This window comes from Intrasporangium flavum (assembly GCF_001956915.1).
GTDB lineage: Bacteria > Actinomycetota > Actinomycetes > Actinomycetales > Dermatophilaceae > Monashia > Monashia flava.
Window position 1 is genome coordinate 16562 of record NZ_MLJO01000031.1, and the last position, 20790, is coordinate 37351.

The following is a 20790-nucleotide window of genomic DNA, read 5'->3' on the forward strand; positions in this document are numbered from 1 at the left end:
GCCGGCAGGCGGTGCTCATGCCCCGATCCAACCGGATCGGGGCGTGGTGGTCACCGGGTTCGGGGCCGGCGAGCCGCCGGCGTCACTGGCCGAGGGCGACGAGCACGACGGTGTCGGACTCGGCTGCCAGGTAGGCCTTGGCACGGAAGGAGCCCTGGGCGAAGGCGGCGTCGAGCGACTCGGAGCGCAGCAGCTGCCCCGTGGGCAGGGCCGAGCGGACGCCGTCCTCGACGTCGGGGGTCTCGGTGGTCGGCGCGGGGGAGTCCGCCCGGAGGGCGGACGCGGCGTCGGGGGAGAGCCGGACGACGGCGTCGATCCAGTACGTCGAGGGGCCGGGGGCGTCGCCACCGAGGGTGCCCGACATCCACGTCGCCGAGACCGGCGTGCCCAGGGCGCTGAAGCGCTTGGTCAGCGGGTCGAGGTCGTGGCGCACCTCGCCGGTGCCGGTCTTCGTCGCTGCGCTCACGGTGCTCCTCGTTCGGTCGTTCGGCGGCGTGGGGGACGACGTGCTGCACGCGGCGGTCGTCAGGGCGAGCAGGGTCGTGGTCACGGCCAGCGTCACGGCGGTGACGCGTCGGGCGGGGGTCATCGGCTGCTTCCTCGTTCGTCGGCGCGGTCCTCGCGACCGAGCCCCGGTGTGCGCTCGACGTCGCCCGGGCCGACGTCGACGGTGGGCGGCGGCGAGCCGACCGGCCACGTGACGGTCCGGGTGACGTCGCCGCTCGACGGGAAGGGCTTGGCCCAGCCGATCTCGGTGAACCGGCCGTTCTCGTTGTCGCCGGCGCCGCTCGCGATGTCCTTCTGGTCCGGGTTGAAGTTGTAGTAGTCCTCGGCGTGGACCGTGACCTTCATCGTCACCTGGCCGTTCTCGACGGTGACGTCGGCGCTGCTCCACTGCTGGTAGCCGCCGATCGTCTTCTGCCAGTTCTCGGTCTGCGGGTAGGCGGTGGCGGGGTGGGCGCCGCCCGTCATGCTGAAGTGGGTGTTGCCGTTCCGCACCATCTCGTCGACGGCCGCGGCGGTGCGCGACACCTCGCCGTTGACGTTCCGGGCGATCGAGGGGTCCTCCTTGTAGCCCTCCTCGTAGTCGAAGCGGGCCGGCTCGCCGTCGTTGTCCCAGTAGTGGGCGTACATCGCGGTGGCGTCGTCGAGGTCGGACTTCAGGGCCCGGCCGGCCTCGAGCTTGGCCATCCACTCGGCCTTGGCGACGTAGTCGTGCCACGTCGCGTCCTTGGAGTCGTAGTCGAAGCCCTCGTCCCACGGGATGTCCGGCTTCTTCGGCTCCCCGAAGTCGTAGCCGTCGACGGGGCCGCCGGTCCCGGTGGTGGCAGGCGGCGGGGGAGTGGTGGGTGTCGGCGCCGGCCCGGGCGACGGCGACGGGTTCGGGCCGAACGACAGGGGCACGGCGGCGCCCAGGGGGCTGCCGCCTCCACCGGTGCCGCCGGTGCCGGCGCTGCCGGCGCTGCCACCGCTGCCGCCGGAGCCGGGACCGCTGGCGGAGCGCTGCCGCGCCGCGTTCTCGCGCAGCTTCGCACCGAGGCCGTGCAGGGCGCGCTCGAGGGCGTCGATGCTCGGGGCCGAGGAGCGCCAGTCGCCGCGGAAGGCCTCGAAGTCGCCACCGCCCCAGGCCGACCCGAGCGACCCGAAGGCGTGGTCGACGGCCGTCCGCGCGGCCCGGCACTCGCCGGCGCACCGGTCGAGCTGACCCGCCGACCGTTCGAGGGCGTCCGGATCGGCGCCCTTCCTGTACACGACCACGATCCGGCCCTTCCCCTGTGACGACGGCTGCGCGACGACTCCCCGAGAGGCGGCGCGGGTGGCTCCCCTCCAGACCCTAGGCAGCCTCGTGCCGGTCGGCCAATGGGGAGCGCTACCCACGTGCGCCCGAGGAGGTGGGGGCCGGTTGCCAGAACCACGGGGTCACGACGCCGAGGACGTCCGCGACCGCGGCGCGCACCGCGGCGGCGTGGGGCACGACGACCGGGCGGTCGTCCACCAGCACCTGCTCGCCGAGGGCGACGTGCAGCGACCGGAGCGCACGCATCGTGTTCGACACGTGGGGCGGCACCGGCCCGGGCTCGCCCGACGCGAACAGGGCGCGCACGCGGTCGAGCCAGGCCACGGAGTCACCCGCGTCCGGGGCCTCCAGGCGCGGGTGGGTGAGCACGAGCGCGACCGCGCAGGCGACGCGGTCCTCCTCCTGGTCGCGCCACACGGCGTCCGTGGGCTCGACGAGACGGGCCGCGAGGGCACCGAGCAGCGAGGCGGGGTCGCCGAGGCCGGCGGCGCCGCACGCCCCGTAGAAGTCGGCGCCGTGGGCGACGGCGTGCACCCAGCCGAGCTCGGGGTCGTGCCCCCGCAGGTCGCGCTCGCCGAGCCACCAGCGCGTCACCGCGGCCACCCAGGCAGGGTCACCGTCGCCGCTGCGGACCAGCGCCGCGAGGACGAGCGGCGCGAAGGCACGGGCCTCTACCCGCTCGTGGCGCAGCCGCTCGAGCATCCGCCCCGCGAGCCACGTGCGGTCGTCCGCGTCGAGCGACCCCTCGCGCACGAGGCGCACCAGCCCGGAGAACGCGCGGTCGTCGCGCACGGCCGGGTCGGGCGAGGCGAGGTCGTCGACGAGCGAGGCGAGGATGGCATCGGGCATGGCGTCGATCCTGTCAGGCCGGCGCAGTGGGGACCGCCGTCGGTGGGTAGGGTCGGGAGCCATGGCGCACTCCTTCGACACCGACTCCGAGGCCCAGGGGCTCATCGACTACGTGGACGCGTCGCCGACGCCGTTCCACGCGTGCGAGCAGGCGGCGCGCCGCCTCGCCGAGGCCGGCTTCACCGAGGTCGTCGAGACCGACCCGTTCCCGACCGAGCCGGGGCGGCACTGGCTCGTCCGTGGCGGGTCGCTCATCGCGTGGGACACGACCGGAGCCCACGCCGCAGGCGCCGGTCCAGCCGCGGGCTTCCGCGTCGTCGGGGCGCACACCGACAGCCCGAACCTGCGCATCAAGCCGAACGCCGACCACGTCAAGGCCGGCTGGCAGATGCTCGCCGTCGAGCCGTACGGCGGCCTGCTGCAGAACTCCTGGCTCGACCGCGACCTCGGCCTCGCCGGACGCGTCACGGTGCGCACGGCCTCGGGCGTGCAGGAGCGCCTCTTCCACGACGGCAACCCGATCCTGCGGGTGCCGCAGGTGGCGATCCACCTCGACCGCACCCAGAACGACGCGCTGACCCTCAACCGCCAGCAGCACCTCGTGCCGGTGTGGGGCGTCGGCGACACCCCGGGCGACTTCCCGGCCTACCTCGCGGCCCACGTCGGCGTCGACCACGCGGACGTCCTCGCGTGGGACGTCATGACCCACCCGGTGCAGCCCTCGGCCCGCATCGGCCGCGACCGCGACCTCATCGCCGCCCCCCGGCTCGACAACCTCGCCACCTCCTACGCCGGGGTCCGTGCCATGGTCGACGCGTCGGCCTCCGAGCCGGACCACGTGCCGGTGCTCGTCCTCTTCGACCACGAGGAGATCGGCAGCACCTCCGAGCGCGGTGCGGTCTCGACGCTGCTGCCCTCGGTCCTCGAGCGCATCGTCCTGGCCGGTGGCGGCAGCCGCGACGACTACTTCCGCGCCCTCGCGGCGACGGTCATCGCCTCGGGCGACATGGGCCACGCGACGCACCCCAACTACGCCGAGCTGCACGAGCCGCTCCACCAGATCCGCGTCAACGGCGGCCCGGTGCTCAAGGTCAACACCAACCTGCGCTACGCCACCGACTCCGTCGGCGCGGCGGCCTTCCGGCTGGCCTGCGAGCAGGCGGGCGTGCCGATGCAGACCTTCGTGACGCGCAGCGACCTCGCGTGCGGCTCGACCGTGGGCCCGGTCACCTCGGCGCTCACCGGCGCCACGACCGTCGACTTCGGCGCGGCCGCGCTGTCGATGCACAGCGCCCGCGAGCTCATGGGTGCGGAGGACCCCGCGATGTACGCCGGCGCGCTGAGCGCCTTCCTCGCCCCCGCCTGAGCGACGCGCGTCGCGCCGTCGGACGCGCCGTGCCCCCGTGGGAGGATCGACGCGTGGAGCTGACCGTGCCCGACCGGCCGACGCTGGTGTACGACGCCGACTGCGGCTTCTGCACCCGCAGCGCGCAGTTCGCCCGGCGCTGGGTCGACCGGCGTGGACGCTACGACGTGCGGCCGTGGCAGGAGCTCGACCTGGCCGCGGTGGGGCTCACCCCGCGGGACTGCGACGAGGCGGCCCAGTTCATCACCGCCGACGGCTCGATCCGCTCTGGGCACCGGGCCGTGGCGAGCGCGGTGACGCACGGCGCCCCGGCCTGGCGTCCGCTCGGCCACCTCCTGCTCGCCCCGGGCGTCTCGAGCCTGGCGGCCCGCGTGTACGCCTGGGTGGCCGACCACCGGTACCAGCTGCCGGGCGGCACCGCGGCGTGCGCGCGACCGGCTCCCGACGCGAACCGCGGCACCGCGGACGGGTGACCGTCCCGCCCGCCGACGGGCCGGCGTCGGACCGGCCTCGGCCCGGCATCGGCCCGGCATCGGGGGTGGTGCGTGCGGCGCCCTCCTCGATTTGATAGGGCCCCCGCCGCTCTGGCACACTGTTCAGGTTGCTTGACGCGCGTCGCTGACCCATGTCGGCGTCGCCGCCCCTCGAGAGCCTCCTGACGGGGACTCGCCAGGACTCCTCTCGGAGGCCCGAGGGAAGCGCAATGCAACCCGGTTCGGCCGGGACTCACGACGAAAGTGGCACTTCCGTGCGCACTTTCTCCTCGTGGAGAGGGCGACACGCCCGACCTCGGGGGTCGGAGGCCAAGGGAACCGGCAGTCAGAAGCGAGAGAGAGACGTTCATCAGATGGCGGGACAGAAGATCCGCATCCGGCTGAAGTCGTACGACCACGAGGTCATCGACAACTCGGCCCGGAAGATCGTTGACACAGTGACGCGCGCCGGCGCGACCGTGGTGGGCCCGGTCCCGCTGCCGACGGAGAAGAACGTCTTCGTCGTCATCCGGTCGCCGCACAAGTACAAGGACAGCCGCGAGCACTTCGAGATGCGCACGCACAAGCGCCTCATCGACATCATCGACCCGACGCCCAAGGCCGTCGACTCGCTGATGCGTCTCGACCTGCCGGCGGACGTCAACATCGAGATCAAGCTCTGAGGCGGTGGTGAACATGACGACTGTTGCTCAGCAGAAGACCATCAAGGGCGTCCTCGGCGAGAAGCTCGGCATGACCCAGGTGTGGGACGCCGACAACCGCCTCGTGCCCGTGACCGTGGTCAAGGCCGGCCCCTGCGTCGTGACCCAGGTCCGCAGCGGCGACGCCGACGGCTACGACGCCGTCCAGATCGCCTTCGGCGCCATCGACCCGCGCAAGGTCAACAAGCCGATGACCGGCCACTTCGAGAAGGCCGGCGTCACCCCGCGCCGTCACCTCGTCGAGCTGCGCACCGCCGACGCCGGCGAGTACGAGCTCGGCCAGGAGATCACCGCCGAGTCCTTCGAGGCGGGCCAGCGCGTCGACGCCACCGGCACCACCAAGGGCAAGGGCTTCGCCGGTGTCATGAAGCGTCACGGCTTCCACGGCGTCTCCTCGTCGCACGGTGCGCACCGCAACCACCGCAAGCCGGGCTCCATCGGCGGCTGCGCCACGCCGGGCCGTGTCTTCAAGGGCATGCGCATGGCCGGTCGCATGGGTGGCGTCCGCCAGACGACCCAGAACCTCCAGATCCACGCCGTTGACGCCGAGAAGGGCCTCCTGCTCATCAAGGGTGCCGTCCCCGGCCCCCGCGGTGGCATCGTCCTGATCCGCACGGCTGCGAAGGGTGCATGATCCAGATGGCCACGAAGACCCCCAAGCTTCCCGCTGACATCTTCGACGTCCAGACCAACGTCCCGCTGATCCACCAGGTCGTGGTGGCCCAGCTCGCGGCCGCTCGTCAGGGCACGCACGCGACGAAGACGCGCGGCGAGGTCCGCGGCGGTGGGCGCAAGCCCTACCGCCAGAAGGGCACCGGTCGCGCCCGCCAGGGCTCGACGCGTGCGCCGCAGTTCGCCGGCGGTGGCACCGTCCACGGTCCGCAGCCGCGTGACTACGCCCAGCGCACCCCCAAGAAGATGAAGGCCGCCGCCCTGCGCGGTGCCCTCTCCGACCGGGCCCGCTTCGAGCGCATCCACGTCGTCGACGCCATCGTCTCGGGCGAGGTCCCCTCGGCCAAGGACGCCGCGGTGTTCCTCGCCGGTCTGACCGAGCGTCCGAACCTGCTCGTCGTCCTCGAGCGCGGCGACGAGCTGACGTTCAAGTCGGTGCGCAACCTGCAGAACGTCCACGTCCTGGTCGCCGACCAGCTCAACACCTACGACGTCCTCTGCGCCGACGACATCGTGTTCACCCAGGCCGCCCTCGACGCCTTCGTCGCCGGCAGCACCAAGGGTGCCGAGGCCGACAAGGAGGCCACCAAGTGAGCATCCACGCCAAGGACCCCCGCGACATCCTCATCGCGCCGGTCGTCTCCGAGAAGTCCTACGGGCTGCTCGACGAGGGCAAGTACACCTTCATCGTCGACCCCCGTGCGAACAAGACGGAGATCAAGATCGCCATCGAGCAGATCTTCGACGTCAAGGTCGACAAGGTCCACACCCTGAACCGCCAGGGCAAGAGCCGTCGCACCCGTTTCGGCATCGGCAAGCGCAAGGACACCAAGCGTGCGATCGTCTCCCTCCGCGAGGGCACGATCGACATCTTCGGTGCGGGCGCCTGAGACCGACGAAGAATCGTAAGGACTTAACGAACATGGGTATCCGCAAGTACAAGCCGACCACCCCGGGCCGTCGCGGCTCGTCGGTCGCCGACTTCGTCGAGATCACGCGTTCCACCCCGGAGAAGTCGCTCGTGCGACCGCTCTCCAAGACGGGTGGCCGCAACAACTCCGGCCGCATCACGACGCGTCACATCGGTGGCGGTCACAAGCGCGCCTACCGCGTCATCGACTTCCGTCGTCATGACAAGGACGGCGTGCCGGCCAAGGTCGCTCACATCGAGTACGACCCCAACCGCACGGCGCGCATCGCGCTCGTCCAGTACGCCGACGGCGAGAAGCGCTACATCCTGGCGCCGAACCGCCTCAAGCAGGGCGACCCGATCGAGAACGGCCCCGCGGCCGACATCAAGCCGGGCAACAGCCTGCCGCTGCGCAACATCCCCGTCGGTACGGTCGTGCACGCCATCGAGCTCAAGCCGGGTGGCGGCGCCAAGATCGCCCGCTCCGCCGGTGCTCGCGTGCAGCTCGTCGCCAAGGACGGCCCCTACGCGCAGCTGCGCATGCCGTCCGGTGAGATCCGCAACGTCGACGTGCGCTGCCGCGCCACCGTCGGCGAGGTGGGCAACGCCGAGCAGAGCAACATCAACTGGGGCAAGGCCGGCCGCATGCGCTGGAAGGGCAAGCGCCCGACCGTCCGCGGTGTCGCCATGAACCCGGTCGACCACCCGCACGGTGGTGGCGAGGGCAAGACGTCCGGTGGACGTCACCCGGTCAGCCCCTGGGGTCAGGCCGAGGGCCGCACCCGCAAGGGTCACAAGGAAAGCGACAAGCTCATCGTGCGTCGCCGTCGTACTGGCAAGAAGCGCTGATAAGGAGCCTCTGGAATGCCTCGTAGCCTCAAGAAGGGCCCCTTCATCGACGACCACCTTCAGAAGAAGGTGGACGCCCAGAACGAAGCGGGCACGAAGAACGTCATCAAGACCTGGTCGCGTCGTTCGGTCATCAGCCCGGACATGCTCGGTCACACCTTCGCCGTCCACGACGGCCGCAAGCACGTCCCGGTGTTCGTCACCGAGTCGATGGTCGGCCACAAGCTCGGCGAGTTCGCACCGACCCGCACGTTCAAGGGTCACGTGAAGGACGACAAGAAGGGTCGTCGTCGCTGATGGCCATCGAATCCAAGGAAGTTGTCATGGAAGCCAAGGCTTCGGCCCGGCACGTCCGGGTCAGCCCCCAGAAGGCCCGCCGTGTCGTGGACCTGATCCGCGGCAAGGCCGCGACGGACGCCGTCACGGTGCTCACGTTCGCCCCGCAGTCGGCCTCCGACCCGGTCAAGAAGGTGCTCGAGAGCGCCATCGCCAACGCCCGGTTCAAGGCCGACAAGGAGTCGGTGGCCTTCGACGAGCGCAACCTCGTCATCACGGCCGCGTTCGTCGACGAGGGTCCGACGATGAAGCGTTTCCGTCCGCGTGCCCAGGGCCGCGCCGGTCGCATCAACAAGCGGACGAGCCACATCACCGTCGTCGTCACCCAGCCCGAGAACACGAAGGGAGCCCGCTGATGGGTCAGAAGGTCAACCCCCACGGCTTCCGTCTGGGCATCACCACCGACCACAAGAGCCGCTGGTTCGCCGACTCCACCAAGCAGGGTCAGCGCTACCGCGACTACGTGAAGGAAGACGTCGCCATCCGTCGCCTCATGGCCACGGGCATGGAGCGCGCCGGCATCGCCTCGGTCGAGATCGAGCGCACCCGTGACCGCGTCCGCGTCGACATCCACACGGCCCGCCCGGGCATCGTCATCGGCCGCCGCGGCGCCGAGGCCGACCGCATCCGCGGCGAGCTCGAGAAGCTCACGGGCAAGCAGGTCCAGCTGAACATCCTCGAGGTCAAGAACCCCGAGATCGTGTCCCAGCTGGTCGCCCAGGGCATCGCCGAGCAGCTCTCGGCCCGTGTGGCCTTCCGTCGCGCCATGCGCAAGGGCATGCAGTCCGCCCAGCGCGCCGGCGCCAAGGGCATCCGCGTGCAGGTCTCGGGCCGCCTCAACGGCGCCGAGATGAGCCGCACCGAGTTCTACCGCGAGGGTCGCGTCCCGCTGCACACGCTGCGCGCGAACATCGACTACGGCTTCTACGAGGCCCGGACGACGTTCGGCCGCATCGGCGTCAAGGTGTGGATCTACAAGGGCGACCTGACGGCCAAGGAGCTCGCGGCCCAGCAGGCCGCCGCCCCCCGCCCGTCGCGTGGCCCGCGTCGTGACGGTTCCGACCGTCCGAACCGCGCCCGCCGTGGTGACCGCAACGAGACCGCCGCTGCTCCGGCAGTGAACGAGACCGCTGCTGCCGAGGCCCCCGCCGCGGCGAGCACCGAGAATGAGCAGGCCTGACCCATGTTGATTCCCCGTCGAGTCAAGCACCGCAAGCAGCACCACCCGGATCGTCACGGTGCTGCCAAGGGCGGCACGAAGATCGCCTTCGGTGAGTACGGCATCCAGGCTCTCGAGCCGGCCTACGTCACCAACCGCCAGATCGAGTCCGCTCGTATCGCGATGACCCGCTACATCAAGCGTGGCGGAAAGGTCTGGATCAACATCTACCCGGACCGTCCGCTCACGAAGAAGCCGGCCGAGACCCGCATGGGTTCCGGTAAGGGTTCGCCCGAGTGGTGGGTCGCGAACGTCAAGCCGGGTCGCGTCATGTTCGAGCTCTCGGGCGTGGCCGAGCCGGTCGCCCGCGAGGCCATGCGTCTCGCGATGCACAAGCTCCCGATGAAGTGCCGCTTCGTCCAGCGTGAGGGTGGTGACAACTGATGGCAGTCGGAACGAAGGACCTGGCTCCGAACCAGCTGCGTGGTCTCGATGACACGAAGCTCGCCGACGAGCTGAAGAAGGCCAAGGAGGAGCTGTTCAACCTCCGGTTCCAGTCCGCCACGGGCCAGCTGGACAACCACGGTCGTCTGCGCGCGGTCAAGAAGGACATCGCGCGGATCTACACCGAGATGCGCGAGCGCGAGCTCGGCATCGGCTCGGCCCCGGTCGAGCAGGCTGTCCCGGCCAAGGCCGAGGACGACAAGGCCGAGAAGAAGGCCAAGAAGGCTGACAAGAAGGCCGAGAAGAAGGCCGACAAGAAGGCCGAGGCCGACACGGCTGAGGAGACCCAGGCATGAGCGAGAAGGACACCGTGACCACGGACGCGACGACCGGTTCGACCACCGAGCGCAAGAACCGCAAGACCCGTCAGGGCTACGTGGTGAGCGACAAGATGGACAAGACCGTCGTCGTCGAGGTCGAGGACCGCGTCAAGCACGCGCTCTACAGCAAGGTCATCCGTCGGACCTCCAAGGTCAAGGCGCACGACGAGAAGAACGAGGCCGGCCTCGGTGACCGCGTGCTCATCATGGAGACGCGTCCGCTCTCCGCGACGAAGCACTGGCGTGTCGTCGAGATCCTCGAGAAGGCCAAGTAAGCCACCCCCCATTTCCGTTCGGCAAGGCTCACCCGGGTGACCGGGTGAGAACCAGCACGACGACAGGAGTTAGACAGTGATTCAGCAGGAGTCGCGACTGCGCGTCGCCGACAACACCGGTGCCAAGGAGATCCTGTGCATCCGTGTTCTCGGCGGTTCGGGCCGTCGATACGCCGGCATCGGCGACACCATCGTCGCCACCGTCAAGGACGCCATCCCGGGCGGCAACGTCAAGAAGGGCGACGTGGTCAAGGCCGTCATCGTCCGCACCGTCAAGGAGCGTCGTCGTCCCGACGGCTCGTACATCAAGTTCGACGAGAACGCCGCGGTCATCCTGAAGAACGACGGTGACCCGCGTGGTACCCGCATCTTCGGTCCCGTCGGCCGTGAGCTGCGCGAGAAGAAGTTCATGAAGATCATCTCGCTCGCGCCGGAGGTGCTCTGACCCATGGCGAAGATGAAGATCAAGAAGGGTGACCTCGTCCAGGTCATCTCGGGCCGCAGCCAGAAGAACGGCGGCGACCGGGGCAAGCAGGGCAAGGTCATCGCGGTGTACCCGGAGACGCAGCGCGTGCTCGTCGAGGGCATCAACCGCGTCACCAAGCACGTCAAGGCCGGCGCCACCGCCCGTGGCACCCGCACCGGTGGCCTGACCCACACCGAGGCCGCGATCCACGTGAGCAACGTGGCCGTCGTCGACCCGGAGACGAAGAAGCCGACCCGCGTCAAGACGCGCGTCGAGACGGTCGAGCGCAACGGTCGCCAGAAGGCCTCCCGCGTGCGCGTCGCCGTGAAGTCGGACAAGGACCTCTGAACATGACGCAGACCACCACCAAGCCGCGCCTCAAGCAGCGCTACCAGGACGAGATCAAGGGCGCCCTGCAGGAGCAGTTCGGCCACGCCAACGTCATGCAGGTCCCCGGCGTCGTCAAGGTCGTCGTCAACATGGGTGTCGGTGACGCGGCGCGCGACAGCAAGCTCATCGAGGGTGCTGTCCGTGACCTCACCGCGATCACCGGCCAGAAGCCGGTCGTCACGCGGGCCCGCAAGTCGATCGCCCAGTTCAAGCTCCGCGAGGGCATGCCGATCGGCGCGCACACCACGCTGCGCGGCGACCGCATGTGGGAGTTCCTCGACCGTCTCGTCACGATCGCGCTCCCGCGCATCCGTGACTTCCGTGGCCTGTCGCCGAAGCAGTTCGACGGCAACGGCAACTACACGTTCGGCCTGACGGAGCAGTCGATGTTCCACGAGATCGACCAGGACCGCATCGACCGCGTCCGTGGCATGGACATCACCGTCGTCACCACGGCCACCAACGACGACGAGGGTCGCGCGCTGCTCAAGCAGCTCGGCTTCCCCTTCAAGGAGAACTGACATGGCCAAGACCGCCCTGATCAACAAGGCGAACCGGAAGCCGAAGTTCAAGGTCCGCGCCTACACGCGGTGCCAGAAGTGCGGTCGCCCGCACTCGGTGTACCGCAAGTTCGGCCTGTGCCGCATCTGCCTTCGCGAGATGGCGCACGCGGGCGAGCTGCCGGGCGTGACCAAGAGCTCCTGGTAATCCACCGGTAGCCACCCAAAGACCAGCCAAAACCTCTGGCACCGTAGGTCGGCCCGGAGCGCCCGCAAGGCGCCCCGGTGTCCGAAACCCCGGTGAGGAAGGGCAAAGAGCCCACCATGACCATGACTGACCCGATTGCGGACATGCTGACCCGCGTCCGGAACGCCAACTCGGCGCACCACGACGTCGTCTCCATGCCGTACTCGAAGCTCAAGAAGAACATCGCCGAGATCCTCCAGGCCGAGGGCTACATCGCCTCCTGGAAGATCGAGGAGGCCGAGGTCGGCCAGACGCTGACCATCGACCTCAAGTACGGCCCGAACCGCGAGCGCTCCATCGCCGGCGTGCGTCGCGTCTCGAAGCCGGGTCTGCGCGTCTACGCCAAGTCGACGAACCTGCCCAAGGTTCTCGGTGGCCTCGGCGTCGCGATCCTGTCGACCTCGAGCGGCCTCCTGACGGACAAGCAGGCACACGAGAAGGGCGTGGGTGGGGAAGTCCTCGCCTACGTCTGGTAAGGAGACGCTGACATGTCGCGAATCGGACGACTCCCCGTCTCCATCCCCTCGGGTGTGGACGTCAACGTCAACGGCCAGGACGTCACCGTCAAGGGCCCCAAGGGTGAGCTCTCGCTGACCGTCGTCACGCCGATCACCGTCGAGGTCGCCGAGGGCAACCTCGAGGTGAAGCGCCCCGACGACGAGCGTGACTCGCGCGCCCGCCACGGCCTGACGCGCTCGCTCATCAACAACATGGTGCTCGGCGTGACCGAGGGCTACGAGAAGAAGATGGAGATCCACGGCACGGGTTACCGTGTCGCCGCGAAGGGCTCGGACCTCGAGTTCTCGCTCGGATACTCGCACCCGATCCTCATCCAGGCTCCCGCCGGCATCTCCTTCGCCGTCGAGAACCCGACCCGCTTCTCGGTGCAGGGCATCGACAAGCAGCTCGTCGGTGAGGTCGCGGCCAACATCCGCAAGCTGCGCAAGCCCGACCCGTACAAGGGCAAGGGCGTTCGCTACGCGGGCGAGCAGATCCGTCGCAAGGTTGGAAAGGCCGGTAAGTAAGCCATGGCAATGATCATCAAGCGCGGCAAGTCCAAGGCTGCCGCCCGCATCCGTCGCCAGGTGCGCGGTCGCAAGAAGATCGCCGGCACGACGGCCCGCCCCCGCCTCGTCGTCTCGCGCTCGAGCCGTCACCTCTTCGTCCAGGTCGTCGACGACACGGTCGGCAAGACCGTCGCCTACGCCTCGACGATGGAGGCCGACCTCCGCGCGTTCGACGGCGACAAGACGGCCAAGGCCAAGAAGGTCGGCGAGCTCGTCGCCGCCCGCGCCAAGGACGCCGGCGTCGAGTCCGTCGTGTTCGACCGTGGTGGCAACAAGTACCACGGCCGTGTCGCGGCGATCGCCGAGGGCGCCCGCGAAGGCGGTCTGGCCCTGTGAGCACTTTCGTGAACGCAATTGTTGAGATGAGGAACATCTGATGCCCGGACAGCAGCGTCGAGGCACCGGCCCCGCCGGTGGCGGCGAGCGCGCCGAGCGCGGAGACCGCCGTGACAACCGCGGTGGCCGCGACAACCGCGACAGCCGCGAGCAGAACCAGTACGTCGAGCGCGTCGTGACCATCAACCGTGTCGCCAAGGTCGTCAAGGGTGGTCGTCGCTTCAGCTTCACCGCGCTCGTCGTCGTCGGTGACGGTGACGGCACCGTGGGCGTCGGCTACGGCAAGGCCAAGGAAGTTCCCTCGGCCATCGCCAAGGGTGTCGAGGAGGCCAAGAAGAACTTCTTCAAGGTCCCGCGCATCCAGGGCACGATCCCGCACCCCGTCCAGGGTGAGGCCGCGGCCGGTGTCGTCATGCTCCGTCCCGCCGCCCCCGGTACCGGTGTCATCGCCGGTGGCCCGGTGCGTGCGGTCCTGGAGTGCGCCGGCATCCACGACGTCCTCTCCAAGTCGCTGGGCTCGGACAACGCCATCAACATCGTGCACGCGACCGCGCAGGCCCTGCGCGACCTCGAGCGCCCCGAGTCGGTCGCTGCCCGCCGTGGCAAGACCCTCGAGGAGGTGGCCCCGGCCGCCATGCTCAAGGCCCGTGCCGCCGGTCTCGCCGAGGCCAAGGCCGCGGCCGAGAAGGCTGGTGCGTGATGGCTCGTCTCAAGGTGACCCAGATCCGTTCCGAGATCGGTGGCAAGCAGAACCAGCGCGAGACGCTGCGCAGCCTCGGTCTGAAGCGCATTGGCGACGTCGTCGTCAAGGAGGACCGTCCCGAGATCCGCGGGATGGTCAAGACGGTGACGCACCTCGTGACCGTCGAGGAGGTTGACTGACCATGGCTGAGGCCAAGAAGACCGAGGGCTCGGCCCTCAAGGTCCACCACCTGCGTCCGGCCCCCGGCGCCAAGACCCCCAAGACCCGCGTCGGTCGTGGTGAGGGCTCCAAGGGCAAGACCGCGGGTCGCGGTACCAAGGGTACGAAGGCCCGCTACCAGGTCCCGGAGCGCTTCGAGGGTGGCTCGATGCCGCTGCACATGCGCCTTCCCAAGCTCCGTGGCTTCAAGAACCCGTTCCGCACCGAGTACCAGGTCGTGAACCTGGACCGCCTGCAGACCCTCTTCCCCGAGGGTGGCCAGGTCTCGGTCGCCGACCTCGTGGCCAAGGGCGCCGTCCGTGACGGCTTCCCGGTCAAGGTGCTCGGCACGGGTGAGATCTCCGTCAAGGTGCAGGTCGAGGCGCACAAGTTCTCGGCTTCCGCCAAGGAGAAGATCGAGGCCGCCGGCGGCTCGGTCACGCCCCTCGCGGGCTGACCACCCCCGGCCGGACTCGATCCGGACCACCCACACCTCGTGTGAGCAACGCCCCGGGCAGTCGCACCGCGGGTCGACGTGACGTCGACCACCGCGGAGCGGTGCCCGGGGCGTTGCGCCTTTGCGTTAACCTTCCACGGATTGCATGACTCAGGCCGCGCCACCCGCGCGGCACCCCCAGGAGGACCCTGTGCTCGCCGCCTTCGTCCGCGCGTTCCGCACCCCGGACCTGCGCAAGAAGCTGCTCTTCACCCTCGGCATCATCGTGCTGTTCCGGCTCGGGTCCCACGTGCCCACGCCCGGCATCAGCTACACCCTGGTGCAGCAGTGCCTCCAGGCCGGCAAGGCCGCCGGTGGCAGTGACCAGAGCGGGTTCCTCAACCTCGCCAACCTCTTCTCCGGTGGCGCGCTGCTCCAGCTGTCGGTGTTCGCGCTGGGGATCATGCCCTACATCACGGCGAGCATCATCATCCAGCTGCTCACCGTCGTCATCCCGCGCTTCGAGGCGCTCAAGGAGGAGGGCCAGTCGGGGCAGGCGAAGCTGACGCAGTACACGCGCTACCTGACGATCGGCCTGGCGATCCTCCAGTCGGCCACGCTCGTCACCTTCGCGCGCAACCCCTCCAGCCTCTTCGGCGGCAACTGCCAGACGATCATGGTCGACCAGTCGATGGTCACCATCGTCATCATGGTCCTGACGATGACGGCCGGCACCGGCCTCATCATGTGGTTCGGCGAGCTCGTCACCGACAAGGGTGTCGGCAACGGCATGTCGCTCATGATCTTCACGTCCATCGCGGCCGGCTTCCCGGGCTCGCTCTGGGCGATCAAGGAGAACAAGGGCTGGGGCACCTTCCTGCTCATCATCATCCTCGGAATGTTCGTCATCGCCGCGGTCGTCTTCGTCGAGCAGTCCCAGCGCCGCATCCCGGTGCAGTACGCCAAGCGCATGGTCGGACGCCGCATGTACGGCGGCACGTCCACCTACATCCCGCTCAAGGTCAACATGGCCGGCGTCATCCCCGTCATCTTCGCCAGCTCGCTGCTGGCGCTGCCCGGCCTCGTCGCGCAGTTCAACAACCGCGCCGACGGCAACAACCCCGACTGGGTGACGTGGGTCCAGGCCAACCTCGTCAAGGGTGACCACCCCATCTACATGGCGGTCTACGTCGCCCTCATCCTCTTCTTCACCTTCTTCTACGTGTCGATCACGTTCAACCCGACCGAGGTCGCGGACAACATGAAGAAGTACGGCGGCTTCATCCCGGGTATCCGGGCCGGGCGACCCACGGCCGAATACCTCAACTACGTCCTGACCCGAATCACCGTGCCGGGTGCCATCTACCTCGCGCTCATCTCGCTCATCCCGCTCGTGGCACTCGTGCTCGTCGGTGCGAACCAGAACTTCCCGTTCGGTGGCACCTCGATCCTCATCGTCGTCGGCGTGGGACTCGAGACGGTCAAGCAGATCGAGGCGCAGCTCCAGCAGCGTCACTACGAAGGGTTCCTCCGCTGATGCCAGCCCCCACGCGACTGATCATCCTCGGGCCGCCCGGCGCCGGGAAGGGCACCCAGGCCGCCCGGATCGCCGAGCGCCTGTCGATCCCCGCGATCTCCACCGGCGACATCTTCCGCTCGAACATCAAGAACGAGACCGAGCTCGGGCTCAAGGTCAAGGACATCCTCGCGTCGGGGGGCTACGTGCCCGACGAGGTCACCAACGAGATCGTCGAGGACCGCCTGTCCTGGGACGACGCGACCCACGGCTTCCTGCTCGACGGCTACCCCCGCACGTCGGGCCAGGTCGAGGCGCTCGACGCGATGCTGGCCAAGCACGGGCACGCGCTCGACGCCGTCATCGAGCTGGTCGTCGACGAGGACGCCGTCGTCGGGCGCCTCCTCAAGCGCGCCGAGATCGAGGGTCGTGCCGACGACACCGAGGAGGTCATCCGCGAGCGCCAGGCGATCTACCGCAAGGAGACCGCCCCGCTGGCCGCGCACTACCAGCTGGCCGGCCTGCTCGTGCAGGTCGACGGCATGGGCGAGGTCGACGAGGTCACCGACCGCGTCATCGCCGCCCTGCCGCAGCACTGAGCGCAGCAGCACTGAGCGCAGCAGCACCCTCCACCTGCACGAACCAACCCGAAGGACGACGAGCAGACCCGTGTTCGGACGCAACCGACTGACCGGCCGCACCGACGAGCAGCTGCGCCTCATGCGTGAGGCTGGGCTGCTCGTCGGGCGCACCCTGGAGATGCTCCGGGGCGAGGTGCGCGAGGGCGTCACGACGCTCCAGCTCGACGCCCTGGCCGAGGACTTCATCCGCAGCCACGGCGGCATCCCGAACTTCCAGCTCGTCCCGGGCTACCGGCACACGCTGTGCACAAGCGTCAACGAGGAGGTCGTCCACGGCATCCCGGGCGACCGCGTCCTGAAGGCCGGCGACGTCCTGTCCGTCGACTGCGGCGCCGAGGTCAAGGGCTGGAACGGAGACGCCGCCTTCACGACCGTCGTCGGTGGCGCCGCCGCCGCTCGCCCCGAGGACCTCCACCTCATCGACGCCACCGAGGCCAGCCTGTACGCCGGTATTGCGGCCATGCGCGTCGGTGGCCGGCTCTACGCCGTCGGCGACGCCGTCGAGGCGAGCATCGAGGCGGCCGCCGAGCGCGACGGCCACACCTACGGCGTCATCGACGAGTACGTCGGCCACGGTATCGGCCCGCAGATGCACATGGACCCGCAGATCCCGAACTACGCGGTGCGAGAGAGCGGTCCCAAGCTCGTCGACGGCTTCACCGGTGCCATCGAGCCGATGGTGACCCTCGGCACGAGCGACACCCGGGTCCTCGACGACGACTGGACCGTCGTCACCACCGACGCCTCCCGCGCGGCCCACTGGGAGCACTCGGTCGCGGTGCGCCAGGACGGCCTGTGGATCCTCACGGCCGTCGACGGCGGCAAGGAGGCGCTGGAGCGCCTCGGCGCGCCGTACGCGCCGCTCGACTGACCCGACCCGGGTCCGGGCCCGCGTCCCACGGGCTCGCGCTCCGGCGGTCGACCGGCCCACCGGCCCACACGAGGTCGCGCACCGCGTAGCGTCACGCCCGTGACCCTTCCCCGCAGCACCCCCCACGCCCAGGACGTCGACGCCTCGGGCCTGCTCGCGTTCGTCGACGCCGTCGAGGCCGGCCACCTCGGCCTGCACAGCCTCATGGTCGTCCGCCACGGCCACGTCGTCGCCGAGGGCTGGTGGCGCCCGTACTCGGCCGACCGCGTCCACCTCGCCTACTCGCTGTCCAAGACTCTGACGGCCACGGCCGTGGGGTTCCTCGTGCAGGAAGGACGGCTGTCGCTCGAGGACCGGGTCCTGGACCTCTTCCCCGAGTACGACCCGGCCACCGTCCCGGCCGGCTGGCACGACGTCCGGGTCAAGCACTGCCTGTCGATGACGGTCGGGCACGAGGAGGACGCGTGGGCCCACGTCTTCGACCGGATGAGCGGCATGGCGGCGGCCGAGCGCGACGACTGGGTGCCGCGGGTCCTCGCGACCGGGCCGACGCGCGCACCGGGCACCCACTTCGCCTACAACCAGGTGGCCACCTACCTGCTGTCGGTCATCGTCGGCCGGCTCACCGGCACGGGCCTGGCCGAGGCGCTCCGGCCGCGGCTGCTGACGCCGCTCGGGCTGCCCGACGTCCCCTGGCACCGTGACCCGCTCGGGCGGGAGCTCGGCTTCACCGGCGCGCACCTGACGACCGAGGGGATCGCGTCGGTCGCCCAGCTCTACCTCGACCGCGGCCGCTGGCAGGGTCACCAGCTCCTGCCGGAGGCCTGGGTCGAGGAGGCGACGCGGGGGTTCGGGCCGCTCGCGGAGGACCCGGCGACCGAGCCGGACTGGGCCCGCGGCTACGGCTACTCGTTCTGGATGCAGCGTGTCGGCTTCCGTGGCGACGGCGCGTTCGGCCAGTTCCTGGTCGTGCTGCCCGAGCTCGACACCGTCGTCGCGGTCACCGCCGAGCAGGCCCGGATGCAGTCGACCCTCGACGCACTGTGGGAGCACGTCGTGCCGGCGATCGGGCGTCCGGGCTCGCCGGCCGCCGACTCGGCCCTGGCCGATCGGCTTGCGGGACTTGAGATCCCGGCGATGGCGGGGGAGGCCCTCGGGCCCGACTACGCCGAGTTCCTCCGGTCCGACGTCTCCGACCTCGCGGGCGACTACACGGCCGTGTCGGTCACGCGGTCGGAGGGCGGGCACACCCTCGGGCTGCTCCGCCGCGACCACTGGCTGACGGTGCCGGTGGCCTCGGGTGGCTGGCGCGAGTCCGAGCTCGTCGGCGGGGGAGCGACGCTGCCCGTCGTCGCGAGCGGCGGCTGGGTCGACGAGGACACCTTCCGCGCCGAGGTCATCGCCATCGAGACCCCGCACCGGTTCCGCGTCGAGGCCCGGCTGCGCGGCGGCGACGCCGACCTGACGTGGCGGATGGTGCCGCTGACCGGCCACGACCCGCTCTGGCTGGCCACCCGCTGGGCCTGAGACCGGAAAAGGCGGGCGCACTGTCGGTGCCGGGGCGCAGAATCGGGGGATGACGACACCTCGAGAGGGGACCCCCGTGGCCGGTGACGAGCAGTCGGTCGACGCCGCGGCGGTGCGCAACATCCAGCCGGCCGGGGCACCGTCGCTCCCGGGTGGCGTGCCGGACGGGCACAACCCGTGGCCGGCCCTGTGGGCCATGGTCATCGGGTTCTTCATGATCCTCGTCGACTCCACCATCGTCTCGGTGGCGACGCCGGCGATCATGCGGGGCCTCGACTCCGACGTCAACGGCGTCATCTGGGTCACGAGCGCCTACCTGCTGGCCTACGCCACGCCGCTGCTCATCACCGGGCGGCTCGGCGACCGGTACGGCCCCAAGAACGTCTACCTCATCGGGCTGGCCGTCTTCACGGCCGCCTCGCTGTGGTGCGGCCTGACCACGACGATCACCGGGCTCGTCGTGGCCCGCGTCGTGCAGGGCCTCGGCGCCGCGATGCTGACGCCGCAGACGATGGCCGTCATCACCCGCACCTTCCCGGCCGCCTCGCGCGGCCAGGCGATGGCGCTCTGGGGTGCCACGGCCGGGGTGGCCATCCTCGTGGGCCCGATCGTCGGCGGCCTGCTCGTCGACGGCCCCGGCTGGGAGTGGATCTTCTTCATCAACGTCCCGGTCGGCATCATCGGCTTCGTCCTGTCGGCCCGGCTCGTACCGCACCTCGAGACCCACAGCCACTCCTTCGACTGGCTCGGCGTCGCGCTGTCGGCCGTCGGCATGTTCCTGCTCGTCTTCGGCGTCCAGGAGGGTGAGACCTACGACTGGGGCACCATCAGCGGGTTCGTGTCCGTGCCGCTGCTCATCGGTGCCGGTGTCGTCGTCCTCGTGCTCTTCGTCGTGTGGCAGGCGCGCAACCGCCGCGAGCCGCTGCTGCCGCTCGGGCTCTTCGGCGACCGCAACTTCTCCCTGGCCAACATCGCCATCACGACGATCGGCTTCTCGATCACGGCGATGGGCTTCCCGTTCATGCTCTACGCCCAGGTGGTCCGGGGCCTGACGCCCACCCAGTCGGCCCTGCTGCTCGTGCCGATGGCCGTCATCTCCGGTGGCCTCGCGCCGGTGGCCGGCCGGATGGCCGACCGCGTCCACCCGCGGGGCATCACGGCGGTCGGCATCGCGCTGACGGCGGCATCCCTGCTCTGGGTCGCGCTCGTCATGAAGCCCGACACCCACACGTGGCAGCTGCTGCCGCCGATGGCGCTCATGGGCCTCGGCAACGCCTTCATGTGGGGGCCGCTCGGGGCGACGGCCACCCGCAACCTGCCGCTGCGCGCCGCCGGCGCCGGCTCCGGCGTCTACAACACGACGCGCCAGGTGGGGGCGGTGCTCGGCAGCGCGGCCATCGCCGCGCTCATCGAGGCCCGCCTCGCCGCCGACCTGTCCGGCATGGGGTTCAGCGCGGGCGGCATGCAGCAGGCCATCGGACGAACCCTGCCCGCCCAGGTGCGCCAGGGCTTCTCCGACGCCATGAGCGAGGCCATGCTCCTGCCGGCCCTCGTCCTCGTCGTCGGGCTCGTCGCCGTGCTGTTCTTCGAGCGGCCGCAGAGCCACCCCGCCTGAGCCGCCGGTCGCCCCGGCGCAGTGGTGCCGTGGCGACGACGCCG

At 70.1% G+C, this 20790-nt stretch carries 31 protein-coding genes; 28 read left to right on the plus strand and 3 right to left on the minus strand.

What is annotated here, in order from left to right; all coding sequences use genetic code 11:
- Nucleotides 1–82: 82 nt before the first annotated feature.
- The 3 genes from BIV28_RS18915 to BIV28_RS18925 form a co-directional block, all read right to left on the minus strand.
- Nucleotides 83–589, minus strand: coding sequence for a hypothetical protein (locus tag BIV28_RS18915; protein WP_076264088.1), 507 nt, complete (start codon nucleotides 587–589; stop codon nucleotides 83–85).
- Entirely contained in the window at nucleotides 586–1758 is a 1173-nt protein-coding gene (locus BIV28_RS18920; protein WP_076264089.1) for a WXG100 family type VII secretion target, read from the minus strand. Before BIV28_RS18920 ends, BIV28_RS18915 begins: the two co-directional genes overlap by 4 nt.
- Nucleotides 1759–1870: 112 nt before the next feature.
- The gene (locus BIV28_RS18925) at nucleotides 1871–2647 is read right to left on the minus strand and encodes a DUF2785 domain-containing protein (protein ID WP_207556120.1); all 777 of its coding nucleotides are present in this window, start codon (nucleotides 2645–2647) and stop codon (nucleotides 1871–1873) included.
- Nucleotides 2648–2708: 61 nt separating this feature from the next.
- On the opposite strand from BIV28_RS18925, the gene BIV28_RS18930 reads away from it, so the two are divergent.
- From BIV28_RS18930 to BIV28_RS19065, 28 genes are all read left to right on the plus strand, one after another.
- On the plus strand, nucleotides 2709–4013 hold the full coding sequence (locus tag BIV28_RS18930; RefSeq protein ID WP_076264091.1) for a M18 family aminopeptidase: 1305 nt from the start codon (nucleotides 2709–2711) through the stop codon (nucleotides 4011–4013).
- A gap of 53 nt (nucleotides 4014–4066) precedes the next feature.
- Entirely contained in the window at nucleotides 4067–4486 is a 420-nt protein-coding gene (locus BIV28_RS18935; RefSeq protein WP_076264092.1) for a thiol-disulfide oxidoreductase DCC family protein, read from the plus strand.
- Between the two features lie 374 nt (nucleotides 4487–4860).
- Complete coding sequence (rpsJ, locus tag BIV28_RS18940) at nucleotides 4861–5169, plus strand: 30S ribosomal protein S10 (RefSeq protein ID WP_009775966.1); 309 nt, start codon at nucleotides 4861–4863, stop codon at nucleotides 5167–5169.
- Between the two features lie 13 nt (nucleotides 5170–5182).
- Complete coding sequence (gene rplC / locus BIV28_RS18945; RefSeq protein ID WP_076264128.1) at nucleotides 5183–5842, plus strand: 50S ribosomal protein L3; 660 nt, start codon at nucleotides 5183–5185, stop codon at nucleotides 5840–5842.
- Complete coding sequence (gene rplD / locus BIV28_RS18950; protein WP_076264093.1) at nucleotides 5839–6474, plus strand: 50S ribosomal protein L4; 636 nt, start codon at nucleotides 5839–5841, stop codon at nucleotides 6472–6474. The genes rplC and rplD overlap by 4 nt, the downstream gene beginning before the upstream one ends.
- Nucleotides 6471–6770 (plus strand): 50S ribosomal protein L23, encoded by a 300-nt coding sequence (rplW, locus tag BIV28_RS18955; RefSeq protein ID WP_076264094.1) that lies wholly within the window; start codon nucleotides 6471–6473, stop codon nucleotides 6768–6770. Before rplD ends, rplW begins: the two co-directional genes overlap by 4 nt.
- Before the next feature lie 32 nt (nucleotides 6771–6802).
- Nucleotides 6803–7639, plus strand: a complete 837-nt coding sequence (gene rplB / locus BIV28_RS18960; RefSeq protein ID WP_076264095.1) for a 50S ribosomal protein L2 — start codon at nucleotides 6803–6805, stop codon at nucleotides 7637–7639.
- A 15-nt stretch (nucleotides 7640–7654) separates the two neighbouring features.
- Nucleotides 7655–7936 carry a 30S ribosomal protein S19 gene (gene rpsS / locus BIV28_RS18965; protein WP_026864141.1) on the plus strand — a complete coding sequence of 94 codons (282 nt, stop codon included), beginning with the start codon at nucleotides 7655–7657 and terminating at the stop codon, nucleotides 7934–7936.
- A 26-nt stretch (nucleotides 7937–7962) separates the two neighbouring features.
- Nucleotides 7963–8331 (plus strand): 50S ribosomal protein L22, encoded by a 369-nt coding sequence (gene rplV / locus BIV28_RS18970; RefSeq protein ID WP_076264096.1) that lies wholly within the window; start codon nucleotides 7963–7965, stop codon nucleotides 8329–8331.
- On the plus strand, nucleotides 8331–9155 hold the full coding sequence (gene rpsC, locus BIV28_RS18975) for a 30S ribosomal protein S3 (protein ID WP_076264097.1): 825 nt from the start codon (nucleotides 8331–8333) through the stop codon (nucleotides 9153–9155). The genes rplV and rpsC overlap by 1 nt, the downstream gene beginning before the upstream one ends.
- Before the next feature lie 3 nt (nucleotides 9156–9158).
- On the plus strand, nucleotides 9159–9578 hold the full coding sequence (rplP, locus tag BIV28_RS18980) for a 50S ribosomal protein L16 (protein ID WP_076264098.1): 420 nt from the start codon (nucleotides 9159–9161) through the stop codon (nucleotides 9576–9578).
- Complete coding sequence (gene rpmC / locus BIV28_RS18985) at nucleotides 9578–9934, plus strand: 50S ribosomal protein L29 (RefSeq protein ID WP_076264099.1); 357 nt, start codon at nucleotides 9578–9580, stop codon at nucleotides 9932–9934. The genes rplP and rpmC overlap by 1 nt, the downstream gene beginning before the upstream one ends.
- Entirely contained in the window at nucleotides 9931–10233 is a 303-nt protein-coding gene (rpsQ, locus tag BIV28_RS18990) for a 30S ribosomal protein S17 (protein WP_076264100.1), read from the plus strand. Before rpmC ends, rpsQ begins: the two co-directional genes overlap by 4 nt.
- Nucleotides 10234–10309: 76 nt before the next feature.
- Complete coding sequence (gene rplN, locus BIV28_RS18995) at nucleotides 10310–10678, plus strand: 50S ribosomal protein L14 (RefSeq protein ID WP_076264101.1); 369 nt, start codon at nucleotides 10310–10312, stop codon at nucleotides 10676–10678.
- Between the two features lie 3 nt (nucleotides 10679–10681).
- On the plus strand, nucleotides 10682–11047 hold the full coding sequence (rplX, locus tag BIV28_RS19000) for a 50S ribosomal protein L24 (RefSeq protein WP_076264102.1): 366 nt from the start codon (nucleotides 10682–10684) through the stop codon (nucleotides 11045–11047).
- 2 nt (nucleotides 11048–11049) lie between these two features.
- Nucleotides 11050–11610 (plus strand): 50S ribosomal protein L5, encoded by a 561-nt coding sequence (gene rplE, locus BIV28_RS19005; protein ID WP_076264103.1) that lies wholly within the window; start codon nucleotides 11050–11052, stop codon nucleotides 11608–11610.
- A 1-nt stretch (nucleotide 11611) separates the two neighbouring features.
- Nucleotides 11612–11797: a type Z 30S ribosomal protein S14 gene (locus BIV28_RS19010; RefSeq protein WP_013493557.1), complete on the plus strand. Its 186-nt coding sequence runs from the start codon at nucleotides 11612–11614 to the stop codon at nucleotides 11795–11797.
- A gap of 116 nt (nucleotides 11798–11913) precedes the next feature.
- On the plus strand, nucleotides 11914–12312 hold the full coding sequence (gene rpsH / locus BIV28_RS19015) for a 30S ribosomal protein S8 (protein WP_076264104.1): 399 nt from the start codon (nucleotides 11914–11916) through the stop codon (nucleotides 12310–12312).
- Nucleotides 12313–12324: 12 nt separating this feature from the next.
- Nucleotides 12325–12861, plus strand: a complete 537-nt coding sequence (gene rplF, locus BIV28_RS19020; protein ID WP_076264105.1) for a 50S ribosomal protein L6 — start codon at nucleotides 12325–12327, stop codon at nucleotides 12859–12861.
- A 3-nt stretch (nucleotides 12862–12864) separates the two neighbouring features.
- Nucleotides 12865–13239 carry a 50S ribosomal protein L18 gene (gene rplR / locus BIV28_RS19025; protein WP_076264106.1) on the plus strand — a complete coding sequence of 125 codons (375 nt, stop codon included), beginning with the start codon at nucleotides 12865–12867 and terminating at the stop codon, nucleotides 13237–13239.
- A 40-nt stretch (nucleotides 13240–13279) separates the two neighbouring features.
- Nucleotides 13280–13939, plus strand: coding sequence for a 30S ribosomal protein S5 (gene rpsE / locus BIV28_RS19030; protein WP_076264107.1), 660 nt, complete (start codon nucleotides 13280–13282; stop codon nucleotides 13937–13939).
- Complete coding sequence (gene rpmD / locus BIV28_RS19035) at nucleotides 13939–14121, plus strand: 50S ribosomal protein L30 (RefSeq protein WP_076264108.1); 183 nt, start codon at nucleotides 13939–13941, stop codon at nucleotides 14119–14121. The genes rpsE and rpmD overlap by 1 nt, the downstream gene beginning before the upstream one ends.
- Before the next feature lie 2 nt (nucleotides 14122–14123).
- Nucleotides 14124–14597 carry a 50S ribosomal protein L15 gene (gene rplO / locus BIV28_RS19040; protein ID WP_076264109.1) on the plus strand — a complete coding sequence of 158 codons (474 nt, stop codon included), beginning with the start codon at nucleotides 14124–14126 and terminating at the stop codon, nucleotides 14595–14597.
- A gap of 190 nt (nucleotides 14598–14787) precedes the next feature.
- Nucleotides 14788–16113 (plus strand): preprotein translocase subunit SecY, encoded by a 1326-nt coding sequence (gene secY, locus BIV28_RS19045; RefSeq protein ID WP_076264110.1) that lies wholly within the window; start codon nucleotides 14788–14790, stop codon nucleotides 16111–16113.
- Nucleotides 16113–16691: an adenylate kinase gene (locus tag BIV28_RS19050; RefSeq protein ID WP_076264111.1), complete on the plus strand. Its 579-nt coding sequence runs from the start codon at nucleotides 16113–16115 to the stop codon at nucleotides 16689–16691. The genes secY and BIV28_RS19050 overlap by 1 nt, the downstream gene beginning before the upstream one ends.
- Nucleotides 16692–16761: 70 nt before the next feature.
- Nucleotides 16762–17604 (plus strand): type I methionyl aminopeptidase, encoded by an 843-nt coding sequence (gene map / locus BIV28_RS19055; RefSeq protein ID WP_076264112.1) that lies wholly within the window; start codon nucleotides 16762–16764, stop codon nucleotides 17602–17604.
- Between the two features lie 99 nt (nucleotides 17605–17703).
- Nucleotides 17704–19131, plus strand: a complete 1428-nt coding sequence (locus tag BIV28_RS19060; RefSeq protein ID WP_076264113.1) for a serine hydrolase domain-containing protein — start codon at nucleotides 17704–17706, stop codon at nucleotides 19129–19131.
- A gap of 196 nt (nucleotides 19132–19327) precedes the next feature.
- Nucleotides 19328–20746, plus strand: coding sequence for a DHA2 family efflux MFS transporter permease subunit (locus BIV28_RS19065; RefSeq protein WP_242653140.1), 1419 nt, complete (start codon nucleotides 19328–19330; stop codon nucleotides 20744–20746).
- Nucleotides 20747–20790 lie beyond the last annotated feature (44 nt).

Bases quoted from the DNA above. Each gene is read 5' to 3' on its own strand.
- BIV28_RS18915 (WP_076264088.1), bottom strand. From the start codon at position 589: ATGACCCCCGCCCGACGCGTCACCGCCGTGACGCTGGCCGTGACCACG.
- BIV28_RS18925 (WP_207556120.1), bottom strand. From the start codon at position 2,647: ATGCCCGATGCCATCCTCGCCTCGCTCGTCGACGACCTCGCCTCGCCC.
- BIV28_RS18930 (WP_076264091.1), top strand. From the start codon at position 2,709: ATGGCGCACTCCTTCGACACCGACTCCGAGGCCCAGGGGCTCATCGAC.
- rpsJ (WP_009775966.1), top strand. From the start codon at position 4,861: ATGGCGGGACAGAAGATCCGCATCCGGCTGAAGTCGTACGACCACGAG.
- rplC (WP_076264128.1), top strand. From the start codon at position 5,183: ATGACGACTGTTGCTCAGCAGAAGACCATCAAGGGCGTCCTCGGCGAG.
- rplD (WP_076264093.1), top strand. From the start codon at position 5,839: ATGATCCAGATGGCCACGAAGACCCCCAAGCTTCCCGCTGACATCTTC.
- rplB (WP_076264095.1), top strand. From the start codon at position 6,803: ATGGGTATCCGCAAGTACAAGCCGACCACCCCGGGCCGTCGCGGCTCG.
- rpsS (WP_026864141.1), top strand. From the start codon at position 7,655: ATGCCTCGTAGCCTCAAGAAGGGCCCCTTCATCGACGACCACCTTCAG.
- rplV (WP_076264096.1), top strand. From the start codon at position 7,963: ATGGAAGCCAAGGCTTCGGCCCGGCACGTCCGGGTCAGCCCCCAGAAG.
- rpsC (WP_076264097.1), top strand. From the start codon at position 8,331: ATGGGTCAGAAGGTCAACCCCCACGGCTTCCGTCTGGGCATCACCACC.
- rplP (WP_076264098.1), top strand. From the start codon at position 9,159: ATGTTGATTCCCCGTCGAGTCAAGCACCGCAAGCAGCACCACCCGGAT.
- rpmC (WP_076264099.1), top strand. From the start codon at position 9,578: ATGGCAGTCGGAACGAAGGACCTGGCTCCGAACCAGCTGCGTGGTCTC.
- rpsQ (WP_076264100.1), top strand. From the start codon at position 9,931: ATGAGCGAGAAGGACACCGTGACCACGGACGCGACGACCGGTTCGACC.
- rplX (WP_076264102.1), top strand. From the start codon at position 10,682: ATGGCGAAGATGAAGATCAAGAAGGGTGACCTCGTCCAGGTCATCTCG.
- rplE (WP_076264103.1), top strand. From the start codon at position 11,050: ATGACGCAGACCACCACCAAGCCGCGCCTCAAGCAGCGCTACCAGGAC.
- BIV28_RS19010 (WP_013493557.1), top strand. From the start codon at position 11,612: ATGGCCAAGACCGCCCTGATCAACAAGGCGAACCGGAAGCCGAAGTTC.
- rpsH (WP_076264104.1), top strand. From the start codon at position 11,914: ATGACCATGACTGACCCGATTGCGGACATGCTGACCCGCGTCCGGAAC.
- rplF (WP_076264105.1), top strand. From the start codon at position 12,325: ATGTCGCGAATCGGACGACTCCCCGTCTCCATCCCCTCGGGTGTGGAC.
- rplR (WP_076264106.1), top strand. From the start codon at position 12,865: ATGGCAATGATCATCAAGCGCGGCAAGTCCAAGGCTGCCGCCCGCATC.
- rpsE (WP_076264107.1), top strand. From the start codon at position 13,280: ATGCCCGGACAGCAGCGTCGAGGCACCGGCCCCGCCGGTGGCGGCGAG.
- rpmD (WP_076264108.1), top strand. From the start codon at position 13,939: ATGGCTCGTCTCAAGGTGACCCAGATCCGTTCCGAGATCGGTGGCAAG.
- rplO (WP_076264109.1), top strand. From the start codon at position 14,124: ATGGCTGAGGCCAAGAAGACCGAGGGCTCGGCCCTCAAGGTCCACCAC.
- BIV28_RS19050 (WP_076264111.1), top strand. From the start codon at position 16,113: ATGCCAGCCCCCACGCGACTGATCATCCTCGGGCCGCCCGGCGCCGGG.
- BIV28_RS19065 (WP_242653140.1), top strand. From the start codon at position 19,328: ATGGTCATCGGGTTCTTCATGATCCTCGTCGACTCCACCATCGTCTCG.